The sequence below is a fragment of the Gordonia sp. LUNF6 genome (genome assembly GCF_047041125.1).
GTDB lineage: Bacteria > Actinomycetota > Actinomycetes > Mycobacteriales > Mycobacteriaceae > Gordonia > Gordonia sihwensis.
Genome location: NZ_CP178181.1, coordinates 3,140,183 through 3,162,547 on the forward strand (window position 1 = coordinate 3,140,183; position 22,365 = coordinate 3,162,547).

Sequence of the window (22,365 nt, forward strand, 5' to 3'; positions counted from 1 at the left end):
TCCGGCCCATATCTCGATTGAAACAAATAGGTAGATCTGTGTCTATAGTTCGTGGGACATATTTGCGAATCCGTCGCACGCCGTGGACGTCCCCTCACTTCAGGCCGGCGTCCGCCCTCAAAGCTCGTTGAGCGAGCACAGCGAGCCGAAACCGTCTCCCCGACACTTCCCGCGGAACCGAGGGGCAGTCGGGCGATACGCTGGCCGACATGGTCTTCTCCTCGCCAACCGGCCGTAACAAGCAGTCGCCGTTCGGTACGTCGGACGACCGGAAGAAGGGTGTGCCGACCTTCCGGCTGCAGCCGAAGAACCCGCCGCCGCCGAGCATGCCGTCGGCCGACGACCTGCTGGAATCGGCCAAGGTGGTCGCGCTGCCGATGCACACCCGATTCCGTGGGGTCAAGGTCCGCGAGGCGCTGATCTTCTCCGGTCCCGCGGGCTGGGGCGAGTTCGCCCCGTTCGTCGAATACGAGGACGCGGAGGCCAAGACCTGGCTCGCGGCGGGCATCGAGGCCGCCTACCTCGGTCCGCCGGCGCCCGTTCGCGACTCGGTGCGAGTGAATGCGACGGTGCCCGCGGTTCCCGCCGAGGAGGTGGCCGGCCTAATCGCGCGGTATCCCGGCGTCGACACGGTGAAGGTGAAAGTCGCCGAACCGGGACAGAGTCTGGCCGACGATGTCGAGCGGGTCGCGGCCGCCCGTGACCTCGTCGGCACCGTCCGGATCGACGCCAACGGCGGCTGGAGCGTGCAACAGGCGATCGAGGCCGTCGCCGCGATCGGTGACGTGGAGTACGTGGAGCAGCCGTGCGCGACGGTCGAGGAACTCGCGCAGGTGCGCCGCGCCGTCTCGGTCCCGATCGCGGCCGACGAGTCCATCCGCCGGGCCGGCGATCCGATGCGGGTGGCCGCGCTGGACGCCGCCGACATCGCCGTACTCAAAGTGGCGCCACTAGGCGGTATGCGGGCGCTGGTCGCGTTGGCGGAACGGCTCCCGATGGACGTGGTCGTCTCCAGCGCCCTCGACACCGCCGTCGGCATGGCCGCCGGAATCGGAGCGGCCGCCGCACTCCCGGACCTCGACCGCGCGTGCGGGTTGGGTACCGGCGAGTTCTTCGTCCGCGACGTCGCACGGTCGTTCCGGATCGAACACGGCACGGTTCGGCCGCGACGTGTGGAGCCGGGAATCGACCTTCCGCTGGCGTCCGCTGAGCGGACTCGATGGTGGCACGAGCGCCTGCGTCGTTGCCACGACCTGCTGACCCGGCGCTGATCTCGACACGCTCGATCACCCTGGGGTCGCCTCGCAGGCCCATCTCGACAGGCTCGATAACCCTGGGGTCTCCCCACAGGCCGGTTGAGCGAGCGCAGCGAGTCGAAACCACGTGCCAGGCAATAACAGTCACGCCCATCTCGACAGGCTCGATAACCCTGGCGTCTCCCCACAGGCCGGTTGAGCGAGCGCAGCGAGTCGAAACCACCCGCCAGGCAACGCTCACGCAATCTCGACACGCTCGATCACCCTGAGGTCTCCCCACAGGCCAGTTGAGCGAGCGCAGCGAGTCGAAACCACCCGCCAGGCAATAACAGTCACGCCCATCTCGACACGCTCGGCGCCTGCGGCGCCTCCCGGCTCGATAACCCTGAGGTCTCCTCGCAAACTTTGACACAAATATTTACATCTGTTCCAACGCGGCGCTACAGTCGACGTCATCACGCCGCACGCGTCATAGGAGACCGCATGAACTCACCGGACGTGTTCGAGGCGGGCGTCGGAGAGGCCGAACCCGCCTACGTCGACATCGACTCCATCGATCTGCGCCTCGGCGCCGACTCCCTGGTGTGGAAGTTCTACGGCGACATCCGGGGAGTCCTCGGCTTCCAGCGTCTGGCCGGCACGGAGAACTGCATCGAACAACTCGCGCAGGGCGTGGAAGACCACTCGGTGATCTTCTCCGACTTCCTCGGCCGCGCCCGGCGCACAGGCCCGCCGATCATGCGGACCGTGTACTCCGACCAGCCGCACCAGTGGGGCCGACGGGTCCGCGACTTCCACCGCGACATCAAGGGAACGGTGCCCGACGGCTCGCGGTATCACGCGCTGAACCCCGAGCTCTACTACTGGGCGCACGCGACGTTCGTCGATCAAGTCCTGACTATCACAGACACATTCATCCGGCGGTTGTCGTACGAGGAGAAGGAGCAGATCTTCGAAGAGGGCAAGACGTGGTATCAGCTGTACGGCGTCTCCGCGCGCAGCCAGCCGGAGACCTACGAGGATTTCTGCGTCTATTGGGAGACGATGTGCGACAAGTTCGTCCCCACCAGGACCATCCTTTACGCCACCGGGTACCTGCGTAAGGGCGTTCCCGGACCGCGCTGGATGCCCCGGCCGCTGTGGCGCGTGATCTCCGCCCCGATCAACGCCTTTCTACGAACCGTCATCGTCGGCACCCTCCCCCGCCAGATGCGCGAGGTCTGCGAACTCGACTGGGACGACCGGAAGCAGCGCCGTTTCGATCGCTTCGCAGCGGGGATGCGCGCAGCGAACCCGTTGTTCAACCGGCTTCCGATTCGGATGCTGTACACACCGTGGGCGGCCGAGGGCTGGGAACGCACCGGCGTGGATCCGCGCCGGATCCACAACGGGTGAGCGAGCGCCAGTCACTCATCTGCCACGATCCCCAGCACTTCAACTGACCGCAAGGCGGCGTACAGTTCGGCCGACTGCACCGGGTCGGTCACGTCGCGTCCAGTGAGGTCCCGAACCTTGCGCAATCGGTAGCGGACCGTGTTCCGGTGGCAGTGGAGCGCCTCGGCGACATCGCCGGCCGCCCCGTGGCAGCGATACCACTCCGCCAGCACCGAAAGCAGATCGTCGCGGTCGGGTGGGGGAAGCCGAAGCACACCGCCCAGCACCGACTCGGTGAACACTCGCGCCGCGCCGGACGCGGTCACCAGCAGATGGGCCATCGGGTCACTGCCGAACCGCACCAGCCCCTCCGTGCCCGGCGGCGTGCTGCGCGCCGCCAGCCGCGCCTGTCCGAGAGCCTCCGGAATCCCCAGCGGAGTACCGAACTCGGCACTGACGCCGATCCGCCCGGCGACTGCCTGCCCGAGTCTGTCGACCGCCCGCACCGCCTCTCGCGACGACGCGGTGCGCAGCAGCCCGATGTGCACGTCCGCCTGGCTGTCCCAGACCGTCTGAGCCCCGGCGTCGCGCAAGGATGACGTGACCGGTGCCGGCAGCGCCTGGCCCGGATCCGCCGGAATGATCACCACCACCTGGAACACGCCGTCCTCAGGCACCCCGAGCGTTCGCAGGGCACCGAGCGAACGCACCGAACCGTCGGCGTGGTCGTCGAAGAGCATCCTGATCAGGCGGTAGCGCGCCTGCGCGTCGGAGTGCGCGAGGAGGGTCTCGGTGTCCCGGTACGCCTCGACCGCGGCGTCGGAGAATGCGTCGATCAACTCCCAGAGCAGGGTCGCGCATTCATGGACTTCCGGGTCACCCGGCCCCTTCGACAGCGCCGTCAGCTGTTCCCAGATCAGTCGGCCGCCGAGCCGGAACGCGTGCAGCAGCGCCGCCAAGGGCACCCCTCGCTCGGCTTTGAGTCGGCCGACCGCAAGCGCCGGCTTGAGGTTCGGCTCCGCCCCGGCGAGCGCCCGGATGATCTCCGCCAGATTGTCCCGGCACGCGCCCCGCAACTCCTCCTCCGCCAGCGGGCCGCCGTCGACGTAGAAACGGTCGGCCTGGGTGATGCGGGACGTCGCTGAGCAGCAGAAGCGCGGGTGAGTTCAACCGCGGAGTGGTCGGGGAGTTCACGCGTGCACGTCCAATCAATCGCAGTGTGACCCACGATACGCGGCCATTGTGCACCGGCACAAAGTCGGCCGGATCAACCCTGTGCCGCCATACCTGGCACCGTCGGTGACCCCACTCACACAATGGAGCGATCACTGCCGAGCGTGCACGCTCACCTGGCGAATGGAGCAGAAATGCAAGACCTCGAACTGCAGGCGGTCGAGTCCGCGCTGACCGACCTCGTCGACGGCGAACGCCGCTGGGCGACGACGACGCTCGAGCAGCGTCGCGACCTCCTGATGCGCATGCGCGATCTGACCGGCGCCCACGCCCAGGAGTGGGTCGACACGGCCGTGCAGATCAAGGGCCTCGACCCGAACTCGCCGCTGGTCGGCGAGGAATGGATGTCTGGACCGTATGTGATGGCCGCCAGCCTCGGCGTCCTCGCCGACACCCTCGACCACCTCGCACAGGGCCGGAGTCCGCTCGCCGACGTCAAGTTCCACGACGTCCGCGACCGCGTCGCCGTCAACGTCCTGCCGACCAGCGTCTACGACGGGCTGCTGCTCAGCGGCTTCAGCGCCGAGGTGTGGCTGCGCCGGGGAGTCAGTCGCGCCGCAGCAAAGGCCGAGGCCGGGCTCGCGCAGCTCGACCCGTCGCGGACCGCGGGCATCGGCGTGGTGCTGGGCGCAGGCAACATCATGTCGATCGCACCGCTGGACGTGCTGTACGAGCTGATCGCCCACAACCGCGTGGTGGTGCTCAAGCTCAACCCGATCACCGATCCGCTGCTTCCCGTCTTCGGCAAGGTCCTCGCCCCGCTGATCGAGGTCGGCGCGGTCCGCATCGTCACCGGCGGGGCCGAGGTCGGCGGCGCGCTGGTCCAGCACGATCTCGTGAACCACGTGCACATGACCGGCAGTGCACGCACCCACGACGCTATCGTGTGGGGTGTCGGGGACGAGGCCGTCGAGCGCAAGCGCGCGAGCGACCCCAAGCTGACCAAGCCGGTCACCAGCGAGCTGGGCGGAGTCTCCCCCACCATCGTGATCCCCGGCCGGTGGAGCAACGCCGACCTGAAGTTCCAGGCACAGCACGTGGCCACTCAGCGTCTGCACAACGGCGGATACAACTGCGTGGCATCGCAGGCCCTCATCATCTCGTCGGACCGGGATCAGAAGGACCGGTTCCTCGCCGAGGTGCGCAACGCCATCGCCGCCGCACCCGAGCGCGCCGCCTACTACCCCGGGAGCGACGACCGCGTCGCGAGCGCGCTGGAGTCGTACCCGAACGCCGAACGCCTGGGCCCGGGCGGCGGTCGCCTGCTGGTCGACGACGTCCGCCCCGATGCGACCGAACCCATCCTGTCCGGCGAGTACTTCTCACCGGTCTACGGCGTCGTCGAGATCCCCTGCACCGGTGCGGCTTTCACCGGTGCCGCGGCGCGCACGGCCAACGAGGTCTTCGCAGGCACCCTCGGCGTCAACATCATCGCGGCGCCGGCCAGCGTCAAGGAACTCGGCGCGGCGTTCGACGACCTCGTCGAAGATCTCCACTACGGAACCATCGCCATCAACGCCTGGACCGGCGTCGGTTACCTGACGCCGACCGCGTCGTGGGGCGCGTACCCCGGCCACACCATCGACGACGTGCAGAGCGGCATCGGCGTGGTGCACAACGCCTGGCTGATGGACGGAATCGAGCGCACCGTGGTCCGCGGGCCGTTCCGCCCCGCCCCGCGATCGGTGATCCGCGGAGAACTCGCACTGTCGCCGAAGCCGCCATGGTTCGTGAACAACAAGACCGCCGCGACGACCGGCAAGCGGCTCACCGAGTTCGCCGCCGATCCGCGGGCGAGTCGTCTGCCCGGAATCTTCGCCTCCGCCCTGCGCGGCTGACCGTTCGACTGAAAGGGACTCAATGACAACCACTTCCATGGACGCCGACTACGTCGTCGTCGGCACCGGTTCCGCCGGAGCCGTCGTCGCTGCCCGTCTGAGCGAGCGGTCGGCCGACACGGTGGTCGCACTCGAGGCCGGCGGTGAGGACAAGAGCCAGTCCGTCCGCATTCCCGCCGCCTTCTCCAAGCAGTTCCAGACCGACCTCGACTGGAACTACCTCACCCAGCCGCAGCCAGAGCTCGGCGACCGCCGGGTGTTCTTCCCGCGCGGCAAGATGATCGGCGGATCGTCGTCGATGAACGCGATGATGTGGGTGCGCGGATACGCCGCCGACTACGACGCATGGGCGCTGGAGGCCGGCGACGGATGGTCGTTCGCCAGCGTCGTCGAGTACTTCAAGCGCATCGAGTCGATCGAGGGCGCCGTCGAGGGCGACGAGGGACGCGACGGGCCGCTCAACGTCGCCCACCAGCGCAGCCCGCGCGGTTGGACGTCCGACTTCCTCGCCTCGGCCGAACAGGCTGGATTCAAGCGCGAACGTGCCAATCTGCCTCAGCCGGAAGGCTTCACGCAGACGATGGTGTGCCAGAAGAACGGGTCGCGCTGGAGCGCCTCCGACGCGTACCTCAAGCCCGCGCGGTCGCGCCGGAACCTGACGGTGCTCACCGATGCGCACGCAACCCGGGTGCTGTTGGAGGGCTCGCGCGCAGTGGGCGTCGAGTACCTCAAGGACGGCGTCACCCACACCGTCCGCGCCCGCAAGGAGGTGATCCTCTCGGGCGGCGCGATCAACACGCCGCAGCTTCTCCTGCTGTCGGGCATCGGCGATCAAGAGCAACTGCGCGCGCACGGCATCGCCGTGGCACAGCATCTGCCCGAGGTCGGCCGCAACCTCAGTGATCACCTGATGTCGCTGATCGGCTTCGCCGTCGACTCCGACACCCTCTACGGCGCCGAGAAGCCGTTGGAGTTGCTCAACTATCTGACGCGCCGCCGCGGCATGCTCACCTCGAATGTCGGTGAGGCCTACGGCTTCATCCGCAGCCGCCCCGACCTGGAGCTGCCCGACATCGAGATCATCTTCGGTCCGGCGCCGTTCTACGACGAGGGCATCGGGGACGCGCCAGGTCACGGCATCGGTCTCGGTCCGATCCTCGTCGACCCACGCAGTCGCGGCACAGTCTCACTGGCGTCGTCGGACCCGACCGCCAAGGCCCTCATCGACCCGCGCTACCTGTCGGACGCCGACGGCGCCGACCGCGCGGCCCTGATGTCAGGTCTGCGCGCCGCCCACCGGATCGCGACGTCGGAGCCGCTGGCGTCGAAGATCGGCCGGTTCCTGCAGCCGAAGCGGGAGCTGGACACCATCGAAGCCACTCTCGAAGATGCGCTGACCTGGCATTCGCACACGCTCTACCACCCGACCGGCACGTGCCGGATGGGCTCGGACAGCGCCAGCGTCGTGACGCCCGACCTCAAGGTCCGCGGCGTCGAGGGTCTGCGCGTCGCCGACGCCTCCGTGATGCCGAAGATCGTCCGCGGCCACACCCACGCGCCGACGGTCGTCATCGGCGAACGCGCCGCGGATCTGATCAAGGGCTGACCCGGCCTCCCCGACCGCTCGATTACCCTGGGTCTCCCCGCAGGCCGGTTGAGCGAGCGCAGCGAGTCGAAACTAGTCGTCCGACAACAACACTCGTGCTGATCTCGACACGCTCGATTACCCTGGGCCTCCCCGCAGGCCGGTTGAACGAGCGCAGCGAGTCGAAACTACTTGTCCGACGACAACACTCATGCAGATCTCGACACGCTCGATTACTCCCTGGTTCCCGGAATCCTCGCCTCCGCCCTGCGCGGCTGACACTCGGATCGCTCGATCGCACCGACTGCGTCAGTCCTGCCCGTCCGGCTCATCGAGATGCGCCACCAGCGCGGACAGGAACTCCGGACCGCGGTCGCGGTGAACACTGTGCCCAGCATCGATCGTGACCATTCGGCCACGCGGCAACGCATCGGCGAGAGACTGCAGATGCCGGCCCGGCAGAAAGCTGCGGGCGCCTCCGGAGATCACCAATGCCGACGCCGGCACAGTGTTGAGCCGAGCCCACCATTCGGGTTCGGGGACGTCGAACTGCCGCAGCACGGTGTCGGGCAGCGAACGGTCGAAGCGAAGAAACGGGCCCGGACGTGCGAGCAGCGCGCCGACACCGCGGATCCGCTCGCCCAGAGTCGCGGTCGGTGCGATCTGTTCGGCGAGATCCGCCTCATCGCGAGGCATCGGCGGTATCTCCTCCAGTACGAGGCGACGGACGCGGTCGGGCCGGTTCATCGCATAGCGCAGTGCGGTGTGCGCGCCCAGGGAATGCCCGACGAGGTCGAACCGGACCAGGCGCAGTTCATCGACCACGCGTCCGAGATCGGCCGCGAAGTCGTCGAGGCGATAGTCCGCGGCGCGCCCGCTGCGCCCATGACCGCGCAGGTCCACGGCCACGGTGGCACGACAGGTGGCACGTAGCGTGCGAACCGTTGAATGCCACGTGGTGTGGTCGCCACCCATTCCGTGTACCAGGACCACCGGCGGCCCACCGGCGGTCGGACACCCCGAGACGTCGACCGCGAGGTCGGGTTCCGCCGGGTCGGCACTGTGAATCACGCGCATCGCACCAGGATAGGCCCCAGACAGAAGCCAGATTCGGGACGCCCGACACGCGAAACGTCGATTCCGTGCCGCCATATGTCGCCCGATCGCGTGAAACATTCCGTGATGCAGTTCACTAACTGCTGCGAGAGTACGTAGTGTCACACCCGTCGGCGATTGACGCAATCGCCCTCACCCTCCCAATTCACTTGTCTCGGAAGGACATTCGCATGGAGATCATCAACCTCATCCTCAGTCTGCTCGGCGGCGGCGACAGCGGCAGCAGCGGCGGCTCCAGCGACCTGGGCAGCCTCTCCAGCCTGCTCGGCGGCGGCAGCAGCGACTAGTTCCAGCTGACGACGAGGGGCGCGCGGCATGTCCGCGCGCCCCTCGTCGCACGTTCCCCGGTGCGATCGGCTGCCGTGCGGAGTCGCGAGTCAGAGCGGGAGTCGCGGGGTCACCGATCCGCCGGGCCGGCCAGAGCCGTTCCGTCGAAGCGCTCCAGGGTGACGAAATCGCTCACCGGCCGTCGCCGGAGCCGGGTGAGCTGCTTCACCGGCCGGCCGATCGGTACGGCGGCGGCCACGGCGAAGGTCTCGGGGATGCCAAGCAGTTCGCGCACCGCGGGCTCCTGCGCGCTGACCATCGTCGTGATCGTCCCGCCGTATCCCCGCGACCGGGCGGTGGTGAGGATGTTCCACACGAGCGGATACACCGACGCTCCGGAGACCACGCCCACCCGGTCGAGTTCGGAATCGGTGGCCGCCACCACCGCCAGGTCGACGGCCACCACCAAGACCACCGGCGCAGCCGCGATCGGCGCGACGAACTCGTCGACTCCGGGCGTCTCAGCGAGATCGGTCGCGGTGACGGCACTCGGGTGCACCGGGTTCCACGGGTTCTCTCCCGCGAAGCGCTGAGCCAGGTACCGCCGAGCCGCGGGCTTGCTCAACTCGGCCAACTGAGCTTTCGTACCCGGATCCCGGACCACGATCACGCGCACACCCTGTCGGTTGCCGCCGCTCGGCGCGAACCTCGCGATGTCGAGGATCTCCGACAGCCGCTCGTCCGGAACCGGATCGTCGGTGAAACTGCGCGCTGCGAACGTCGTCTTGACCACGTCGTCGAATTCCATTGCCGTCTCCCGTGAGGGTTCGTTCTACTCGCTCTGTCGGCCGGTATCCGACGGGCCGTCGTCGGACGAATCGCCGTTCGCATCGGCCTCGACCGCGGCCACCAGTTCCTCGAGCTGCGTCCCGAATCCGCGGACCAGGTCCCACAGATCCGGTGAGAGATCCGGGCACGACAGCAGCCCGACATTCAGCTCGCCGTCCACCGACATCACCGTGATGTTGAGCCCGAGGCCGTGGAAGATCGGCCCCATCGGGTACACCGCCTTCACTCTCGCGCCGAGCAGGTACATCGGATAGTCCGGCCCCGCGACGTTGGAGATGACCGCGTTGAAGATCGGCGGGTGCAGGCCGGAGAGACGGCGGTCGGAGTAGAGGCGCATCAGAGCGCCGAGGGTGTTGCCCGGCGCGAACTCCGCGTATGCGCGCAGCAGATTCGCATCGATGCCCTGGTGATGCCCCTTCGCCTGCCTGGCGTACTTGCCCGCCAGCCGAATGCGCTCCACCGGATCGGCCACCGACGTCGGGAGACGGGTGAACATACCGGTGACCTTGTTGGTGCCGGTCTCGATGAGATCGTCCTCGGTGACCCCGCGCAGCGAGACCGGGACGAGCCCGACCAACGGCTCCTCGGGGAGTTCGCCGCGCGTCTGGAGGTACTCGCGGAGCGCGCCGCCCGCCATCGCCAGCACCACATCGTTCACCTTGACACCGAAGTGGTCTTTGACACGCTTGACGTCACCGAGCGGCAACCGCGCGAAGGCCAGGTTCCGGCGCGGAGTCAACGGCCCGTTGAACCGGGTCCGCGGAGCGAGGAAGGGTGCGGGCATGCCGTCGCCGGACCGTACTCGTTTGAACCATTCGAACGGCACCGGGAGCGTCTTCGGGATCAGCTTCATCGCTGCGATCGGACGCTGCACGAAGAAGTTGACCGCACCGCCGAAAGCCATGCCGGGTCGCGAGGCGCCTCCGGCGCTCTCCTTCACCCGAGCAGCGTCCAGCGCGGATGGTTCGGGAGTGGACGTCGCGAGTTCGCCGAGGATCTCGGCGACGGTGGCACCGTCCACGCAGGCGTGGTGCATGCGCAGCACCAGCGCGATCGCCCCTTCGGACAATCCCTCCAGAACCCACAGGTCCCACAGCGGCTTCTTCCGATCCATCACCTGGGCCACGAGGTGCCCGCAGAGGGCCGCCATCTCCTCGATGCCTCCGGGTGCGGGCACCGCTATCCGGTGGACGTGCCGCTCGATGTCGAAGTCTTCGTCCTCCACCCACACCGGGTGGTCCACATTGGTCAGCGAGTCGGCGAGCCGGCGGCGCAGCATCGGGAGACCGCGGACCCGGCGCTCCATCTCCAGCCGCAGCGAATTGAACGTGTATCCGCCCGGGATGGTCGAGGGATCCACCTCCACGATGGCGGCGACGTTCATCACCTGAGACGGCGTCTCCAAGTAGAGGAACGACGCGTCCAGACCGCTCAACCTCTGCACGACGGCCCCCAATCCTTGTATGACAGTCCGTGTCTGCCACAGTCCGTGTCTGCCACTGTTCTGTATGCCACTGTCCTGTATTCCACTGTTCCCGAGCGCCTGAAACGGGTTCTCACAGGTGCTTATTCACAGTAGCGCCGTGGACCGACAGTGCGTGCACGAAGGCAGGCGCCGCCCGGGCGGGGCCTGCCCGATCACCGACCGCGGCCGGACTGCTACTCGTCGATCGGCAGTCGGTTGGCGACGTCGAGCAGTTCCCTCCTGCCGCCCCGGTCGAGGAGAACGGTGAACACGACGTCGTCGCGGTCGGCCAGACGCAGGTACGCCGCATGCTCGGATTCGACCACGTAGCCGGTACCGTGACGCCAGCCGATCGACTCCGGCGAGGCGTTCTTCGAGATGTCTGTGAACACCTGGTCGGTGGCGTCCTTCGACGTCATCCACGCCGGCTGGATCACCATTTCCGAGTTGAAGCAGTGCATGCGGCTCTTCACCAGCGCTCGCCCCGATCCGGTGTTCGACGGGCCGCGCTCGGCGGGCATCGCCCGGACCATCGAGCGGCAGGTGAGGTCCTGCCATCCCGTCGCCTCGGGTGTCTGCGGAAGCAGCCGGGGGAACTGTGCGGCCAGCGGGCCGAGCTCGCCCCAGCCGGACACCACCGTCACCTTGCTCTCGGCACCGTCGGCCGACCACCGGCCCGAATCCGCGGCGCGCAGGCGGTAGCGATGGTCGCCGGTGCCCGCGGTCCGATCGACCGCGGTGGTGTCGGGCCCGGAGTAGACGACCACCCCGTCGTCCCGGATCAGCAGATACTCGTCCGCACCGGAGACGCCGTTCCAGACCGCTTTCACCTGGCCGCCGTCCGCCGACAGACTGAGTCCGCCCGGTGCGTCCGGGGCCGAACCGCCCAGCATCGCCCGCACGGCGAACAACGATGCCAGCAGCACCAGCACGGCGACCGCGGCGATGATCAGCACGGGCCTGGCGGGTGTCCGGGCACGTCCGGGTGCGCTCGGTTCGTTCATCAGAACGGCAGCCTTTCCATGATCGCCCGCGCTTGCTTCGGGTCCTTGGAGTCCGGCACGGCCACCTCGACGTAGGTACGCGCGCGCGGATCGTCCGAACTGGAATAGACGAATACCGCTCTCGCCTCGGAGCTCTGCACGCCCGTCGAGAGCCGCCCCTTGGTGCCCTGGGCGGTCTTGAAGCCGAAGTCGGTCGGAGCCGTGATCGGCAACTGGCCTACGGCGGCCGTCCCCGCATCATCACTGTTCGCGTACGCGGCGATCTGCACCGAGTACTGCCGATCGGCGCCGTCGATCTTGTCGCACACGATCGGCCGGGACGTCTTCTGGTCGTCGTCCACCGGGTACGGCCCCAGTCCGCGGCACCAGAGCGATTCGAAGCCGTTCGAATTCACCGGGGTGGCCGGTACGAGTTCCGGATAGAGCTTCGCCATGTCGAGGAACTCGCCCCACGTCTGGGTGACCGTCAGCTCGGCCCGGTCGGAGAACGCCGAACCGCCCGACGACGTCGAGCGGGCCGCCACCGAGTAGGAGTGCTCGCCGGGGACCGGAGACCGGACCACATAGGAATTGTCGTCGGTGACGTCGATGACGACGTCGTCCTGTTTGATCAGGTACTGCTCGGCCCCGCTCACCGCCGGCCACGACAGGTCGACGCCCTCGGCGGTCATCTTCGCCTCCGGTGACGACGGTGTCGACAGGCCCGACGCACTGTTCCACGCGAACGCTCCACCCACTCCCAGGGCCAGTGCCGCAACGACCGCGACGGTCGCGAGCGCGGGAGTCCGCCGGTACCAGTGATCCCCGTGCGAGCGGTCCGGGCTCCCCGTGGGCACCGGTGCCGGGCCGGACGGGCCACCCGCCCGGTGCGGTCCGGGGACGGGTGCACCGGGAGTGTTCGCGAACATCGGACCGCTGGGCGTCACATTCACCGGTCCTCCGGTGAACGCCGAGTACAACGCGCGGGCGAAAGCCGTCGCCGTCGGTGGCCGGGCGGCGGGATCCTTCGCGAGGCCCGCTCGCAACACGTCATCGACGGCCGGCGGCAGCGAGCGCGTCCGCTCGGACGCCCGCGGCGGTTCGGCGAACAGATGTGCCGTCATCAGTCCCTGCAGACTGGTCGAGTCGTACGGTGCGCTGCCGGTCAGCAGTTCGAACGTGGTGGCCGCGAGCGAGTAGATGTCGCTGCGGGCGTCCACCCGGCGGCCGTCGATCTGTTCCGGCGAGCAGTACCGCATGGTGCCGACCGTGGTTACGGTGCTGGTGAGTCCCGCTCCCGCTTCGCCGAGCGCCTGAGCGATGCCGAAGTCGGTCACTTTGACCGCCTCCGGGTTCACCGGATCTCCGCCGGGGGTGATCAGGATGTTCGCGGGCTTCACATCACGGTGGAGTACACCGTGACGATGGGCGACGTCGAGGCCGGCGGCCACGCCGTTGACGATGTTGACGACCAGCCGCGGATCCATCCCGGCGGGCGACGCCTTCGATATCTTCGACGCATCGGTGCCCGGCACGAGTTCCATCGCGATCCACAGGACGTCGCCGAATCCGCCCCTGTCGTAGACGCGCACGAGGTTCGGGTGCGTCAACGGCGCCATCAGATCGGCCTCGCGTTCGAACCGCCGGCGCACCACCGGATCGGAGCCGTGTGCCGACCGGAGCACCTTGATCGCATCGCTGCGCGGCAGGCGCGGGTGGGCCGCCTCATAGACCTCGCCCATCCCTCCGGCGCCGAGCACCGCTTGGACGCGGTAGCCCGCGATGTCGTCGCCGATTCCGAACATTCCTCCGCCGTTTCACCAGGTGACTGCCGTTCGCGCCGAATGCTACCTGCGCGGCGTGGAGATCAGATGTGCGCCTATCCCCGCCGAATGACGGCCGTCCGCCGCGGCCCGCCCCTACCATCGGCCGACATGACCGCATCCTTCTCCGCAGACGAGCTCGACACCGCGTTCGCTCAGTTCCAGCAGACCGTCGCCGATGTGGCGATCAGTAAGGACTGGGATCGATGGGCCGATCAGTTCACCGTCGACGCGACGTACATCGAGCACGCCTACGGCCGATTCGACGGCCGCGAGGCGATCCGCACCTGGGTGAACAAGACGATGCACTCGTTCCCCGGAAGCCACATGGCCGAGTACCCGTCGCTCTGGCACGTCGCCGATCCGGCGACCGGCCGAGTGATCTGCGAGATCGACAACCCGATGATCGATCCGGGCGACGGTTCGGTGTTCACGGCCACCAACATCACCATCCTCACCTACGCGGGCGACGGGCTGTGGAGCTGCGAGGAGGACATCTACAACCCGATGGAGTTCGCTCAGATGGCTCTGGCGTGGTGTGACCGCGCCGCCGAACTGGGCACGCTCGACGACGCCGGACGCCGGTGGCTGGAGAAGACCGGCCCGATGTTCGGTCGGCGGTGACCGGCGTTTCGACCGCTCCTCACTACCGACCTCGCGGTAACCTACGGTGACGTAACCCACCGGGCCGCACGTTAACGGATCTGCCCCGGGCAGACGATCTACGCACCGAGGGCTGCGGTTTCTCAGCGCCCCCACAGGGCGCGCGGAGACTTGGGGCATGCGTCCATGTGACGTAGCCTGGAGTCCGAATATGCATGTCGGGCACGTCGCGGCGGTGCTCGGCCGCGACCCGACACGACCTGAACCCGACCAGAGGAACACCGATGGCACGTCAACTCACACAACTCGAACTCCTCAAGGAGTTGGAGCCGACGGCAGAGGCCAACGTCAATCGCCACCTCAAGACGGCACGCGACTGGAACCCGCACGACTACGTGCCGTGGGACGAGGGCAAGAACTACGCGGCTCTGGGCGGCAGGGACTACGAGCCCGAGGACTCGCAGCTCGACGAGGTCGCCAAGGCCGCGATGATCACCAACCTGCTGACCGAGGACAACCTGCCCTCGTACCACCGCGTGATCGCCGAGAACTTCTCGATGGACTCCGCCTGGGGCCATTGGGTCGGTCGCTGGACCGCCGAGGAGGACCGTCACGGCATCGTGATGCGCGACTACCTGGTCGTGACCCGCGGCGTCGACCCGGTGGCCCTCGAAGAGGCGCGCATGATCCACATGACCAACGGCTACGATCCGATGCTCGCGGCTGCGGACCGCGCCGACGAGATGAAGGCGAACGGCGAGGAGATCGGGCTGCTGCACTCGGTCGCGTACGTCACCTTCCAGGAACTCGCGACCCGCGTGAGCCACCGCAACACCGGTAAGGCGTGCAACGATCCGATCGCCGACCGGATGCTGCAGCGCATCGCCGCCGACGAGAATCTGCACATGATCTTCTACCGCAACATCTGCGGGGCCGGCATGGATCTGGCGCCCGACCAGACATTGCGCGCGGTCACCGACATCGTCACCAACTTCCAGATGCCCGGAGCGGGTATGCCGAACTTCCGGCGCCACGGCGTGCTGATGGCCAAGCACGGCATCTACGATCTGCGCCAGCACCTCGAAGAGGTCGTCCAGCCGGTTCTCCGGAAATGGAACGTCTTCGAGCGAAACGACTTCAGCCCCGCCGGCGAGAAGACCCGCGACGAGCTCGCGGCCTTCCTCGACCAGCTCGACAAGGACGCGACCCGCTTCGAGGAGATGCGCGACCGCGCGCTCGCTCGCGAGGCGGCCAAGCGGGAGAAGCAAGCATCCTGAGTACCACCGCACTGACTGCACCGGCGCCTTCGGAGACCTCCGAGGGCGCCGGTGCGCCGTCGTCTCTCCAGCGTCCGTCCACTGATCGCACCCCGCTGCGGATCGGGTCGATCGAGTTGAACAGCCCGGTGGTGCTGGCACCGATGGCCGGCGTCACCAACGTGGCCTTCCGCGTGCTCTGCCGTGAGCTCGAACTCGCACGGACCGGAACCGTCTCCGGCCTCTACGTCTGCGAGATGGTCACGGCGCGGGCGCTCGTGGAGCGGCATCCGGTCACGATGCACATGACGACCTTCGATCCGAGCGAGTCACCGCGATCGATGCAGCTCTACACGGTCGATCCGGAATACACCTACCGCGCGGCCAAGATGATCGTCGACGAGGATCTCGCCGACCACATCGACATGAACTTCGGCTGCCCGGTCCCGAAGGTCACCCGCAAGGGCGGCGGGTCGGCGATCCCCTACAAGCGACGCTTGTTCCGCAACATCGTCGCCGCCGCCGTGCGCGCCACCGAGGGCACCGACATCCCGGTCACCGTCAAGTTCCGCATCGGCATCGACGATGAGCACCACACGCATCTCGACGCCGGACGGATCGCCGCCGAGGAAGGCGCCCAAGCCGTGGCGCTGCATGCCCGCACCGCATCGCAGCGCTACTCGGGCACGGCGGCGTGGGACGAGATCGCGCGCCTGAAGGAGCATGTCACCACCGTGCCCGTGCTCGGCAACGGCGACATCTTCGAGGCCGAGGACGCCGTCCGCATGATGGAGCAGACAGGCTGCGACGGCGTGGTCATCGGCCGCGGCTGTCTCGGCCGCCCGTGGCTGTTCGCCGAGCTGTCAGCACGGTTGGCCGGTGTGAATGCGCCCACTCCGCCCGACCTCGGCGAAGTGGGCGAAATCATGATCCGGCACGGCGAACTGCTCGCCTCGCACCACGGCGAGGACAAGGGCATGCGGGAGATTCGCAAGCACGTCGCCTGGTATCTGCGCGGCTTCCCAGCCGGCTCCGACCTGCGCTCCTCGCTCTCTCTGGTGAAAACCCTCGACGACCTGCGCGAACTCGTCGCCGAGCTGCCCTCCGACGTCCCCTTTCCCGCTGACGGTCATGGCCCGCGGGGCCGCCAGGGTTCGCCCGCGTCGGTGGCGCTGCCCGAAGGATGGCTCGACGACCCCGAAGAGGACGTCGTCCCCGAGGGTGCCGAGATCATGCACTCGGGCGGCTGAGCCCTCGCCGACGGGGCGCACCGCAGAGAGTTCTCAGGTCTCGGCATTAAGATGTGCCGAGCACGCGTGGCGTGTGCACTCCGGGCCTGCCCGGCGACCACTGCGAGACCACTGCCGCATACGAAAGAAGCACTGTGAGTTCTGACCGCCCAGGCTCTCCCGAGCCCGATGACGACGAGTCGGCACAGCCCCGGCGACCCCGTCGGGCGGGCCGGACATCCGGTGCCTACGACTTCCGCGAACGGTTCGGCGACGCCGCTCCGTCACAGCCCGGTGCGGCCGGTCAGCGCGCCGAGGGTCTGCGGGAGCCGTCGTCCCGCGAGGGATACGTCCGTCCGCGGGGCCGGCTGACCGTCCGCCAGTTGATGGAGCAGATGGGGGTGGACGAGACCGCCTCCGGGCCGGCACGGGCCGCACAGCCGCAGCCCCCGCGCCGCGCGCAGCCGAGCCCTCGCCCGGCGCCGCAACAACGTCCGCAGCCGCCGGCCCCGCCCGCACAGCCGTCCCGGACGAGCACTGACGACCCGACGGCCTCCGAGGTCACGGCGATGATCCCGCCGGTCGCCGATTCGTCGGCGGTCGACCTCTCAGACACCACTACGGCCGCGCGCTTGTCTCAGGAGTCCCGAGCGCAACGCCCGTCCGTCCCCCCGCCTCCGGCTGCCACTCCGGCGCCAGCGCCTCCTCGCAGCCCGGCGGCCGCCGCGGGTGCCGCCGCGAGCGGCGCGCCGACCGATCCCGGCAACGGCGAACCGACTCGCAAGCGCCCGCTGGAACCGACTCCCGATCTGACCGCGGCGCTGTCCCGCGTGCGCGGCGGTCGCCGGACGAAGCCCACCGGCAAGGAACGCACGACGCGAATCGCCACCAACACCGGGCGCATCCTGCTCGGCCTCGCCTGCGTGCTGTCGCTGGTCGGCACCGGCTACGCATGGAACATGATGCGCAGCATCAACGGCGGCTGGAACATCGTCAACGCCCTGGACCCGGAGAACTCCAACGTCCGCAAACCGGGCGATCAGACCGGCGACGAGACGTACCTGATCGTCGGCACCGACACCCGCGCGGGAAAGAACTCCAAGCTGGGCGCGGGCGACGCCGACGTCGTCGAGGGCGCCCGCTCCGATACCGTCCTGCTGGTCAACATCCCCGCCGACCGCAGCCGGGTGGTCGCGGTGTCGTGGCCTCGCGACCTCGCCGTCGACCGTCCCGAATGCCAGAACTGGGACAACTCGACGCAGAAGTACTCCGGGACGCTCGAGGCCGCGAGTTCGGTGAAGCTGAACGGCGTCTACGCCGACGGCGGCCCCAACTGCCTGGTGAAGACGCTCACGCAGATCAGCGGGCTGAACATCAATCACTTCATCGCGATGGACTTCTCCGGGTTCGAGGACGTGGTCCGCACGGTCGGCGGAGTCCAGGTGTGCTCGACCGTCCCGCTCTACGACTACGAGCTGGGGACCATCCTCAAGAAGGCCGGCACCAAGAAGCTCACCGGCCGCCAGGCCCTCAACTACGTCCGCGCTCGGCACATCTCCGCGGAGGGCAACGGCGATTACGGTCGCATCAAGCGGCAGCAGCTGTTCATGTCGTCGCTGCTGCGGTCGTCGCTGTCGGGCGACGTCTTGTCGAACCCGTCGAAGCTCAACAAGGTGGCGCGCTCGTTCATCGCCAACAGCTACGTCGACAACGTCGACACCGACTCGCTGATCCAGCTCGCCGAGTCGATGCAGGGCATGGAAGCCGGGCGTGTCACGTTCCTGACCATTCCGACCTCGGGCACGTCCACCGACGGACAGAACAACGAGATCCCGCGGATGGACGACATCGACGCGATCTTCAACGCGATCATCGACGACAAGCCGCTGCCCGGCGAGAAGAAGGCCAAGCCGTCGAGCACCAAGAAGCCCTCCGCTTCCCCGAAGCCCCCGGCGCCGAGGACCGAACTCACCGCTCAGCACGCGTCCAACATGAGCGTGCGCGTGCTCAACGGCACCGACGAGTCGGGCGTCGCGGGGTCCGTGATGGAGGAACTGGTCCGTCAGGGCATCGACGTGTCCGGCATCGCCGACTCCTCGGAGAAGCGGACCGACACGGTCGTCCGCTACGGTCCGGGCGAGAAGGACTCCGCGGCGACGATCGCGAAGATGTTCCCCGGAGCGCAGATCCAGGAGGACAGCACGGTGAAGGCCGGCGTCGAGGTGATCGTCGGGTCCGACTTCGGCGGCACGCAGACCATCGGTTCGGTCCCGACCGCCGGTTCGGTGCTCTCCGTCGGCGAACTGCCGGCCAACACCGATAACAGCGACCTGCCCAACGACCTCTCGGTCACCAACGCAGGCGACACGACCTGCGCGTAGCCCGTCGGCCACCGCTGCGACAACCTGCGCGCCGAGTGTTCACGCCGACTTCACCGTCGGTGAAGGGCGAGGCCGGCCGGTTTACGTAAGCTGGGTTGCATGCGTGACGCTTATCAGGAGCAGATGGCTGCACTGAACAAGGCTCTCGGCGACATGGTCGACGAGGTGGGTGCGGCGATGGCTCAGGCCACCCAGGCACTGCTCGAGGGCGATCTCGAACTGGCCGAAGAAGTGATCTCCAACCACGACTCGGTCGCCGAGAAGTCGGCCGAGGCAGAGGATCAGGCGTTTCAGCTGCTGGCGCTCCAGGCGCCGGTCGCGGGTGATCTGCGCTCGGTGGTGAGCGGCTTCCAGCTGGTGTCCGAGATCGACCGGATGGGGGCGCTGGCGTTGCACGTGGCGAAGGTCGCGCGCCGCCGCCACCCCGCCAAGGTCCTGCCGGACGAGGTCGCGGGGTACTTCGAGGAGATGGGCCGGCTCGCCGTCGAGCTCGCGCAGAACGCACGCCGCGTGCTCGAGAACCAGGACTACCACGACGCGCTGACCCTGATGGACGACGACGACGCGATGGACGATCTGCACCGCCATCTGTTCACCGTCATGATGGACCGCGAGTGGTCGCACGGTGTCGCCGCAGCGGTCGACGTCACTCTCCTGGGCCGCTATTACGAGCGGTTCGCCGACCACGCGGTCCTCATCGCCCGCCGCGTCGTCTTCCAAGCCACCGGGAAGACTCCCGAACAACTGCTCGAGGCGAGCTGACCCGACGAAAGCGCCCTCCGGCGATCCGCATCAGCGGAGCCGGAGGGCGCTTTCGCGCACGAATGCACTCCGCGCGATCAGCCGCCGTTGAAGGCCGGCTTGTAGGCGCGGCAGGCCGAACCGCGCAGGAAGCCGCAATCCGGTCCGGCGCCGGGCACCTCGCCCGCGATCACCGGGATCGTGACGTACGACTTGCTCAGGTCGACGGTGTCGATCACCTTGCCGCCGGTGGCAGGCGTGCTGAACTGCCATGAGGGAAGGTCACCGCCGGGTGCGGAGACCGTGACCCGGATCCGTGAGCCCTTTCGGAACCCGTGCATCAACGGGTTGATCGGGATCGTGATCTGGTTGAATCCGTCGGCCAGCGGAGTCTGAGTGGTGAAATCGGGGGCGGTGCCGTCGCCGCGGAAGCTCGAGCGCAGCACACCTGTCCCGACCGATGTCTCCTGTCCCCTGCCGTTCACCTCAGAGACCGTGACCTGCAGATCGGTGACCTTCGCCGTGCTCTTCAGCCGGAGGGTCACCGAACCGTTCCCGAGAACCACCTTGTCACGGGAAAGCGGAGCGCTGATGAAGCCCAGCCCGCTGCGGCCCGGTGCGGGCCGCCAGTCGTAGTCCGGGTGGATGCCCCATGCCGCCGCCGTGTCGGTGGAGGCGTTCTTGAGCGTGTTCAGCGGCCGGTTGAGCGGATTGGGCGCGAACGACACGGTTCCGCCGGCGGGCCGGGAACCGAGCCGGCCCTTGTCGTTCAGGAACATCCGCTCGGTGCTCGTGGGCCACGCGGACAGCGATCGCTGCCACGCCGACGAGAGCCCGCCGGGACCGGCTGCGCCACCGCCGTTGTCGAAGAGTGCCCACAGTCGCGGCGTCTGCGCCTTGAAACGAGCTTTCGCAGCGGCGACGGTGCGCGAATCGCTGAAGCGCACCGGCGGGATCTGCTGGCCGGGTGCATTGGTGGCCGCCGGGAACACGACGGTGCCCAGCGGTTGCATGTTGGGCGGCGTGTGCGGCACCTGGTTCGCGACGAACAGTTGCAGGAACTCCGCCCAGCGCGAGAGGATCTGCGGTCCGAGCGAATCGAAGTGATGCCCGTTGATGATGTTGACCCAGACGTTCGGGTTGTGATCGAGATGCTTGATCAGATTGACCCAGTTGGGTCCGGTCTGCTCGTCCTGTGCGGCACCGACCAGGAACACCGGGACGTCGATGCGGTCGGCCCAGTCCGGGATGGAGCGTTCCTGGTACACCTTCGCCGCACGCGTCGGGTTGTCGCGGATCAGCTTGAACACGTTCTGCGTCTGACGGCGGAGCTTCTGATTGTTCGCACAGGTCTTGTCGCCGCCCTCGATGCGCGCCCGCACCCACGGTTGTCCGCCTGCCGGCCCGGGTTGCGCCTGCTGCACCCGTTCGCGGAGCCAGGAGTTCGCGAAACCCTTGTTGTAGATGCCGCCCGGCAGACCGGTGGAGTACAGGTCATCGGTGGTGCTCATCGGCGCGATCGCGGCCAGATGGGGTGGTCGCGTACCCGCGGCGAACATCTGCGAGATGCCGGAGAACGAGATGCCGACCATGCCGACCCGATGCCCCGACACCCATCGCTGGCGTCCCACGGTCTCGATCGCGTCGTACGCGTCGAACGCCGCGACATCGTCGAAGAGGCCGAAGTCTCCTCCACTGCAACCGCTTCCCCGCATCTGAAGGCTCACCGAGGCGAAGCCGAGCATCTGCGTCGCCAGCGTCGAGCCGACGATCACGGAGGTGTCGGGGGCCTGCGGGTCCTTCAGGCCGACCTTCTCCCCGACCGCGCCGACCACCAGGTCGTCCGGTGCGGCGTTCTGGTAGCCGGAGTACTCGATCACGGTCGGAAAGGGCCCGTCCGAGAGCTTCTTGCCGTACGGCAGCCGAACCGTGGCGGCGAGCGAGACGCCGTCGCGCATCGTGATGTAGTTGAGCCCTTCGTGAAGGGTCTGCCCGTACAGCGACGGCGCGGGCGGCGGAGAGTCCTTGCCGGTCACCTCGACCGGCGCGCTCTTGATCCCGGCCCCGACGAAGCGGTAGCGCCCCGGCTGCAGGTCGCGCACGATCAACGATCCGAGCGAATCGGCGACGCCCGAGCCCGCACGATTGCCCGCGTCGTCGACGAGTGTCAGCGCGGTACCCGGCCGCGCGTCGGTCAGATACGCCTGCGACACCCCGCCGCCGACGTGGACTGGCTGTGCCGCGGCGGATTCGCCCACCGTCCCGACCGCGGCGAGTAGCACGGTCGCCGAGGCGACCGCGGCCGCGGTCCGGCGCAACGCGCGTCTTCCTGAGAACATCTGATCCCCGATTCTGTTCTTCTCCCG

Annotated in this window: 16 protein-coding genes; 9 read left to right on the top strand and 7 right to left on the bottom strand. The window is 68.1% G+C overall.

The features are described 5' to 3' along the window. The first annotated feature begins 209 nt into the window (after positions 1–209). Entirely contained in the window at positions 210–1,271 is a 1,062-nt protein-coding gene (locus tag ACK8HH_RS14690; protein ID WP_006895682.1) for an o-succinylbenzoate synthase, read from the top strand. A 468-nt stretch (positions 1,272–1,739) separates the two neighbouring features. Further along, on the top strand, positions 1,740–2,651 hold the full coding sequence (locus tag ACK8HH_RS14695; RefSeq protein ID WP_412475289.1) for an oxygenase MpaB family protein: 912 nt from the start codon (positions 1,740–1,742) through the stop codon (positions 2,649–2,651). An 11-nt stretch (positions 2,652–2,662) separates the two neighbouring features. Here the strand turns inward: ACK8HH_RS14695 and ACK8HH_RS14700 are convergent, their stop codons facing one another. Continuing rightward, on the bottom strand, positions 2,663–3,706 hold the full coding sequence (locus tag ACK8HH_RS14700; protein WP_412475290.1) for a PucR family transcriptional regulator: 1,044 nt from the start codon (positions 3,704–3,706) through the stop codon (positions 2,663–2,665). Positions 3,707–3,997: 291 nt separating this feature from the next. Between ACK8HH_RS14700 and ACK8HH_RS14705 the strand changes: the two genes are divergently transcribed. Further along, complete coding sequence (locus ACK8HH_RS14705; RefSeq protein ID WP_412475291.1) at positions 3,998–5,701, top strand: aldehyde dehydrogenase family protein; 1,704 nt, start codon at positions 3,998–4,000, stop codon at positions 5,699–5,701. A 22-nt stretch (positions 5,702–5,723) separates the two neighbouring features. Then, positions 5,724–7,307 carry a GMC family oxidoreductase gene (locus ACK8HH_RS14710; RefSeq protein WP_062365929.1) on the top strand — a complete coding sequence of 528 codons (1,584 nt, stop codon included), beginning with the start codon at positions 5,724–5,726 and terminating at the stop codon, positions 7,305–7,307. Positions 7,308–7,595: 288 nt separating this feature from the next. Here ACK8HH_RS14710 and ACK8HH_RS14715 read toward each other — a convergent pair whose 3' ends face one another. From ACK8HH_RS14715 to ACK8HH_RS14735, 5 genes are all read right to left on the bottom strand, one after another. Next, a complete protein-coding gene (locus ACK8HH_RS14715; RefSeq protein ID WP_412475292.1) occupies positions 7,596–8,363 on the bottom strand; it encodes an alpha/beta fold hydrolase in 768 nt (255 codons plus the stop codon). A gap of 436 nt (positions 8,364–8,799) precedes the next feature. Further along, positions 8,800–9,477 carry a nitroreductase family protein gene (locus ACK8HH_RS14720; RefSeq protein WP_006895691.1) on the bottom strand — a complete coding sequence of 226 codons (678 nt, stop codon included), beginning with the start codon at positions 9,475–9,477 and terminating at the stop codon, positions 8,800–8,802. 24 nt (positions 9,478–9,501) lie between these two features. Then, positions 9,502–10,962, bottom strand: a complete 1,461-nt coding sequence (locus tag ACK8HH_RS14725) for a WS/DGAT/MGAT family O-acyltransferase (RefSeq protein ID WP_412475293.1) — start codon at positions 10,960–10,962, stop codon at positions 9,502–9,504. A gap of 215 nt (positions 10,963–11,177) precedes the next feature. After that, positions 11,178–11,987, bottom strand: a complete 810-nt coding sequence (locus ACK8HH_RS14730) for a hypothetical protein (protein WP_412475294.1) — start codon at positions 11,985–11,987, stop codon at positions 11,178–11,180. Beyond that, a complete protein-coding gene (locus ACK8HH_RS14735) occupies positions 11,987–13,771 on the bottom strand; it encodes a protein kinase domain-containing protein (protein ID WP_412475295.1) in 1,785 nt (594 codons plus the stop codon). Before ACK8HH_RS14735 ends, ACK8HH_RS14730 begins: the two co-directional genes overlap by 1 nt. A gap of 129 nt (positions 13,772–13,900) precedes the next feature. Here ACK8HH_RS14735 and ACK8HH_RS14740 point away from each other — a divergent pair, with 129 nt between their 5' ends. From ACK8HH_RS14740 to phoU, 5 genes are all read left to right on the top strand, one after another. Further along, a complete protein-coding gene (locus ACK8HH_RS14740; protein WP_412475296.1) occupies positions 13,901–14,413 on the top strand; it encodes a nuclear transport factor 2 family protein in 513 nt (170 codons plus the stop codon). Between the two features lie 263 nt (positions 14,414–14,676). Then, on the top strand, positions 14,677–15,669 hold the full coding sequence (locus ACK8HH_RS14745) for an acyl-ACP desaturase (protein WP_006895696.1): 993 nt from the start codon (positions 14,677–14,679) through the stop codon (positions 15,667–15,669). Between the two features lie 95 nt (positions 15,670–15,764). Next, on the top strand, positions 15,765–16,898 hold the full coding sequence (gene dusB, locus ACK8HH_RS14750) for a tRNA dihydrouridine synthase DusB (RefSeq protein WP_197462897.1): 1,134 nt from the start codon (positions 15,765–15,767) through the stop codon (positions 16,896–16,898). A 134-nt stretch (positions 16,899–17,032) separates the two neighbouring features. Continuing rightward, a complete protein-coding gene (locus ACK8HH_RS14755) occupies positions 17,033–19,258 on the top strand; it encodes an LCP family protein (protein WP_412475297.1) in 2,226 nt (741 codons plus the stop codon). Between the two features lie 99 nt (positions 19,259–19,357). Beyond that, positions 19,358–20,020, top strand: a complete 663-nt coding sequence (gene phoU, locus ACK8HH_RS14760) for a phosphate signaling complex protein PhoU (RefSeq protein WP_006895699.1) — start codon at positions 19,358–19,360, stop codon at positions 20,018–20,020. 77 nt (positions 20,021–20,097) lie between these two features. Here phoU and ACK8HH_RS14765 read toward each other — a convergent pair whose 3' ends face one another. Continuing rightward, positions 20,098–22,338 (bottom strand): CocE/NonD family hydrolase, encoded by a 2,241-nt coding sequence (locus ACK8HH_RS14765; RefSeq protein ID WP_222110971.1) that lies wholly within the window; start codon positions 22,336–22,338, stop codon positions 20,098–20,100. Positions 22,339–22,365 lie beyond the last annotated feature (27 nt).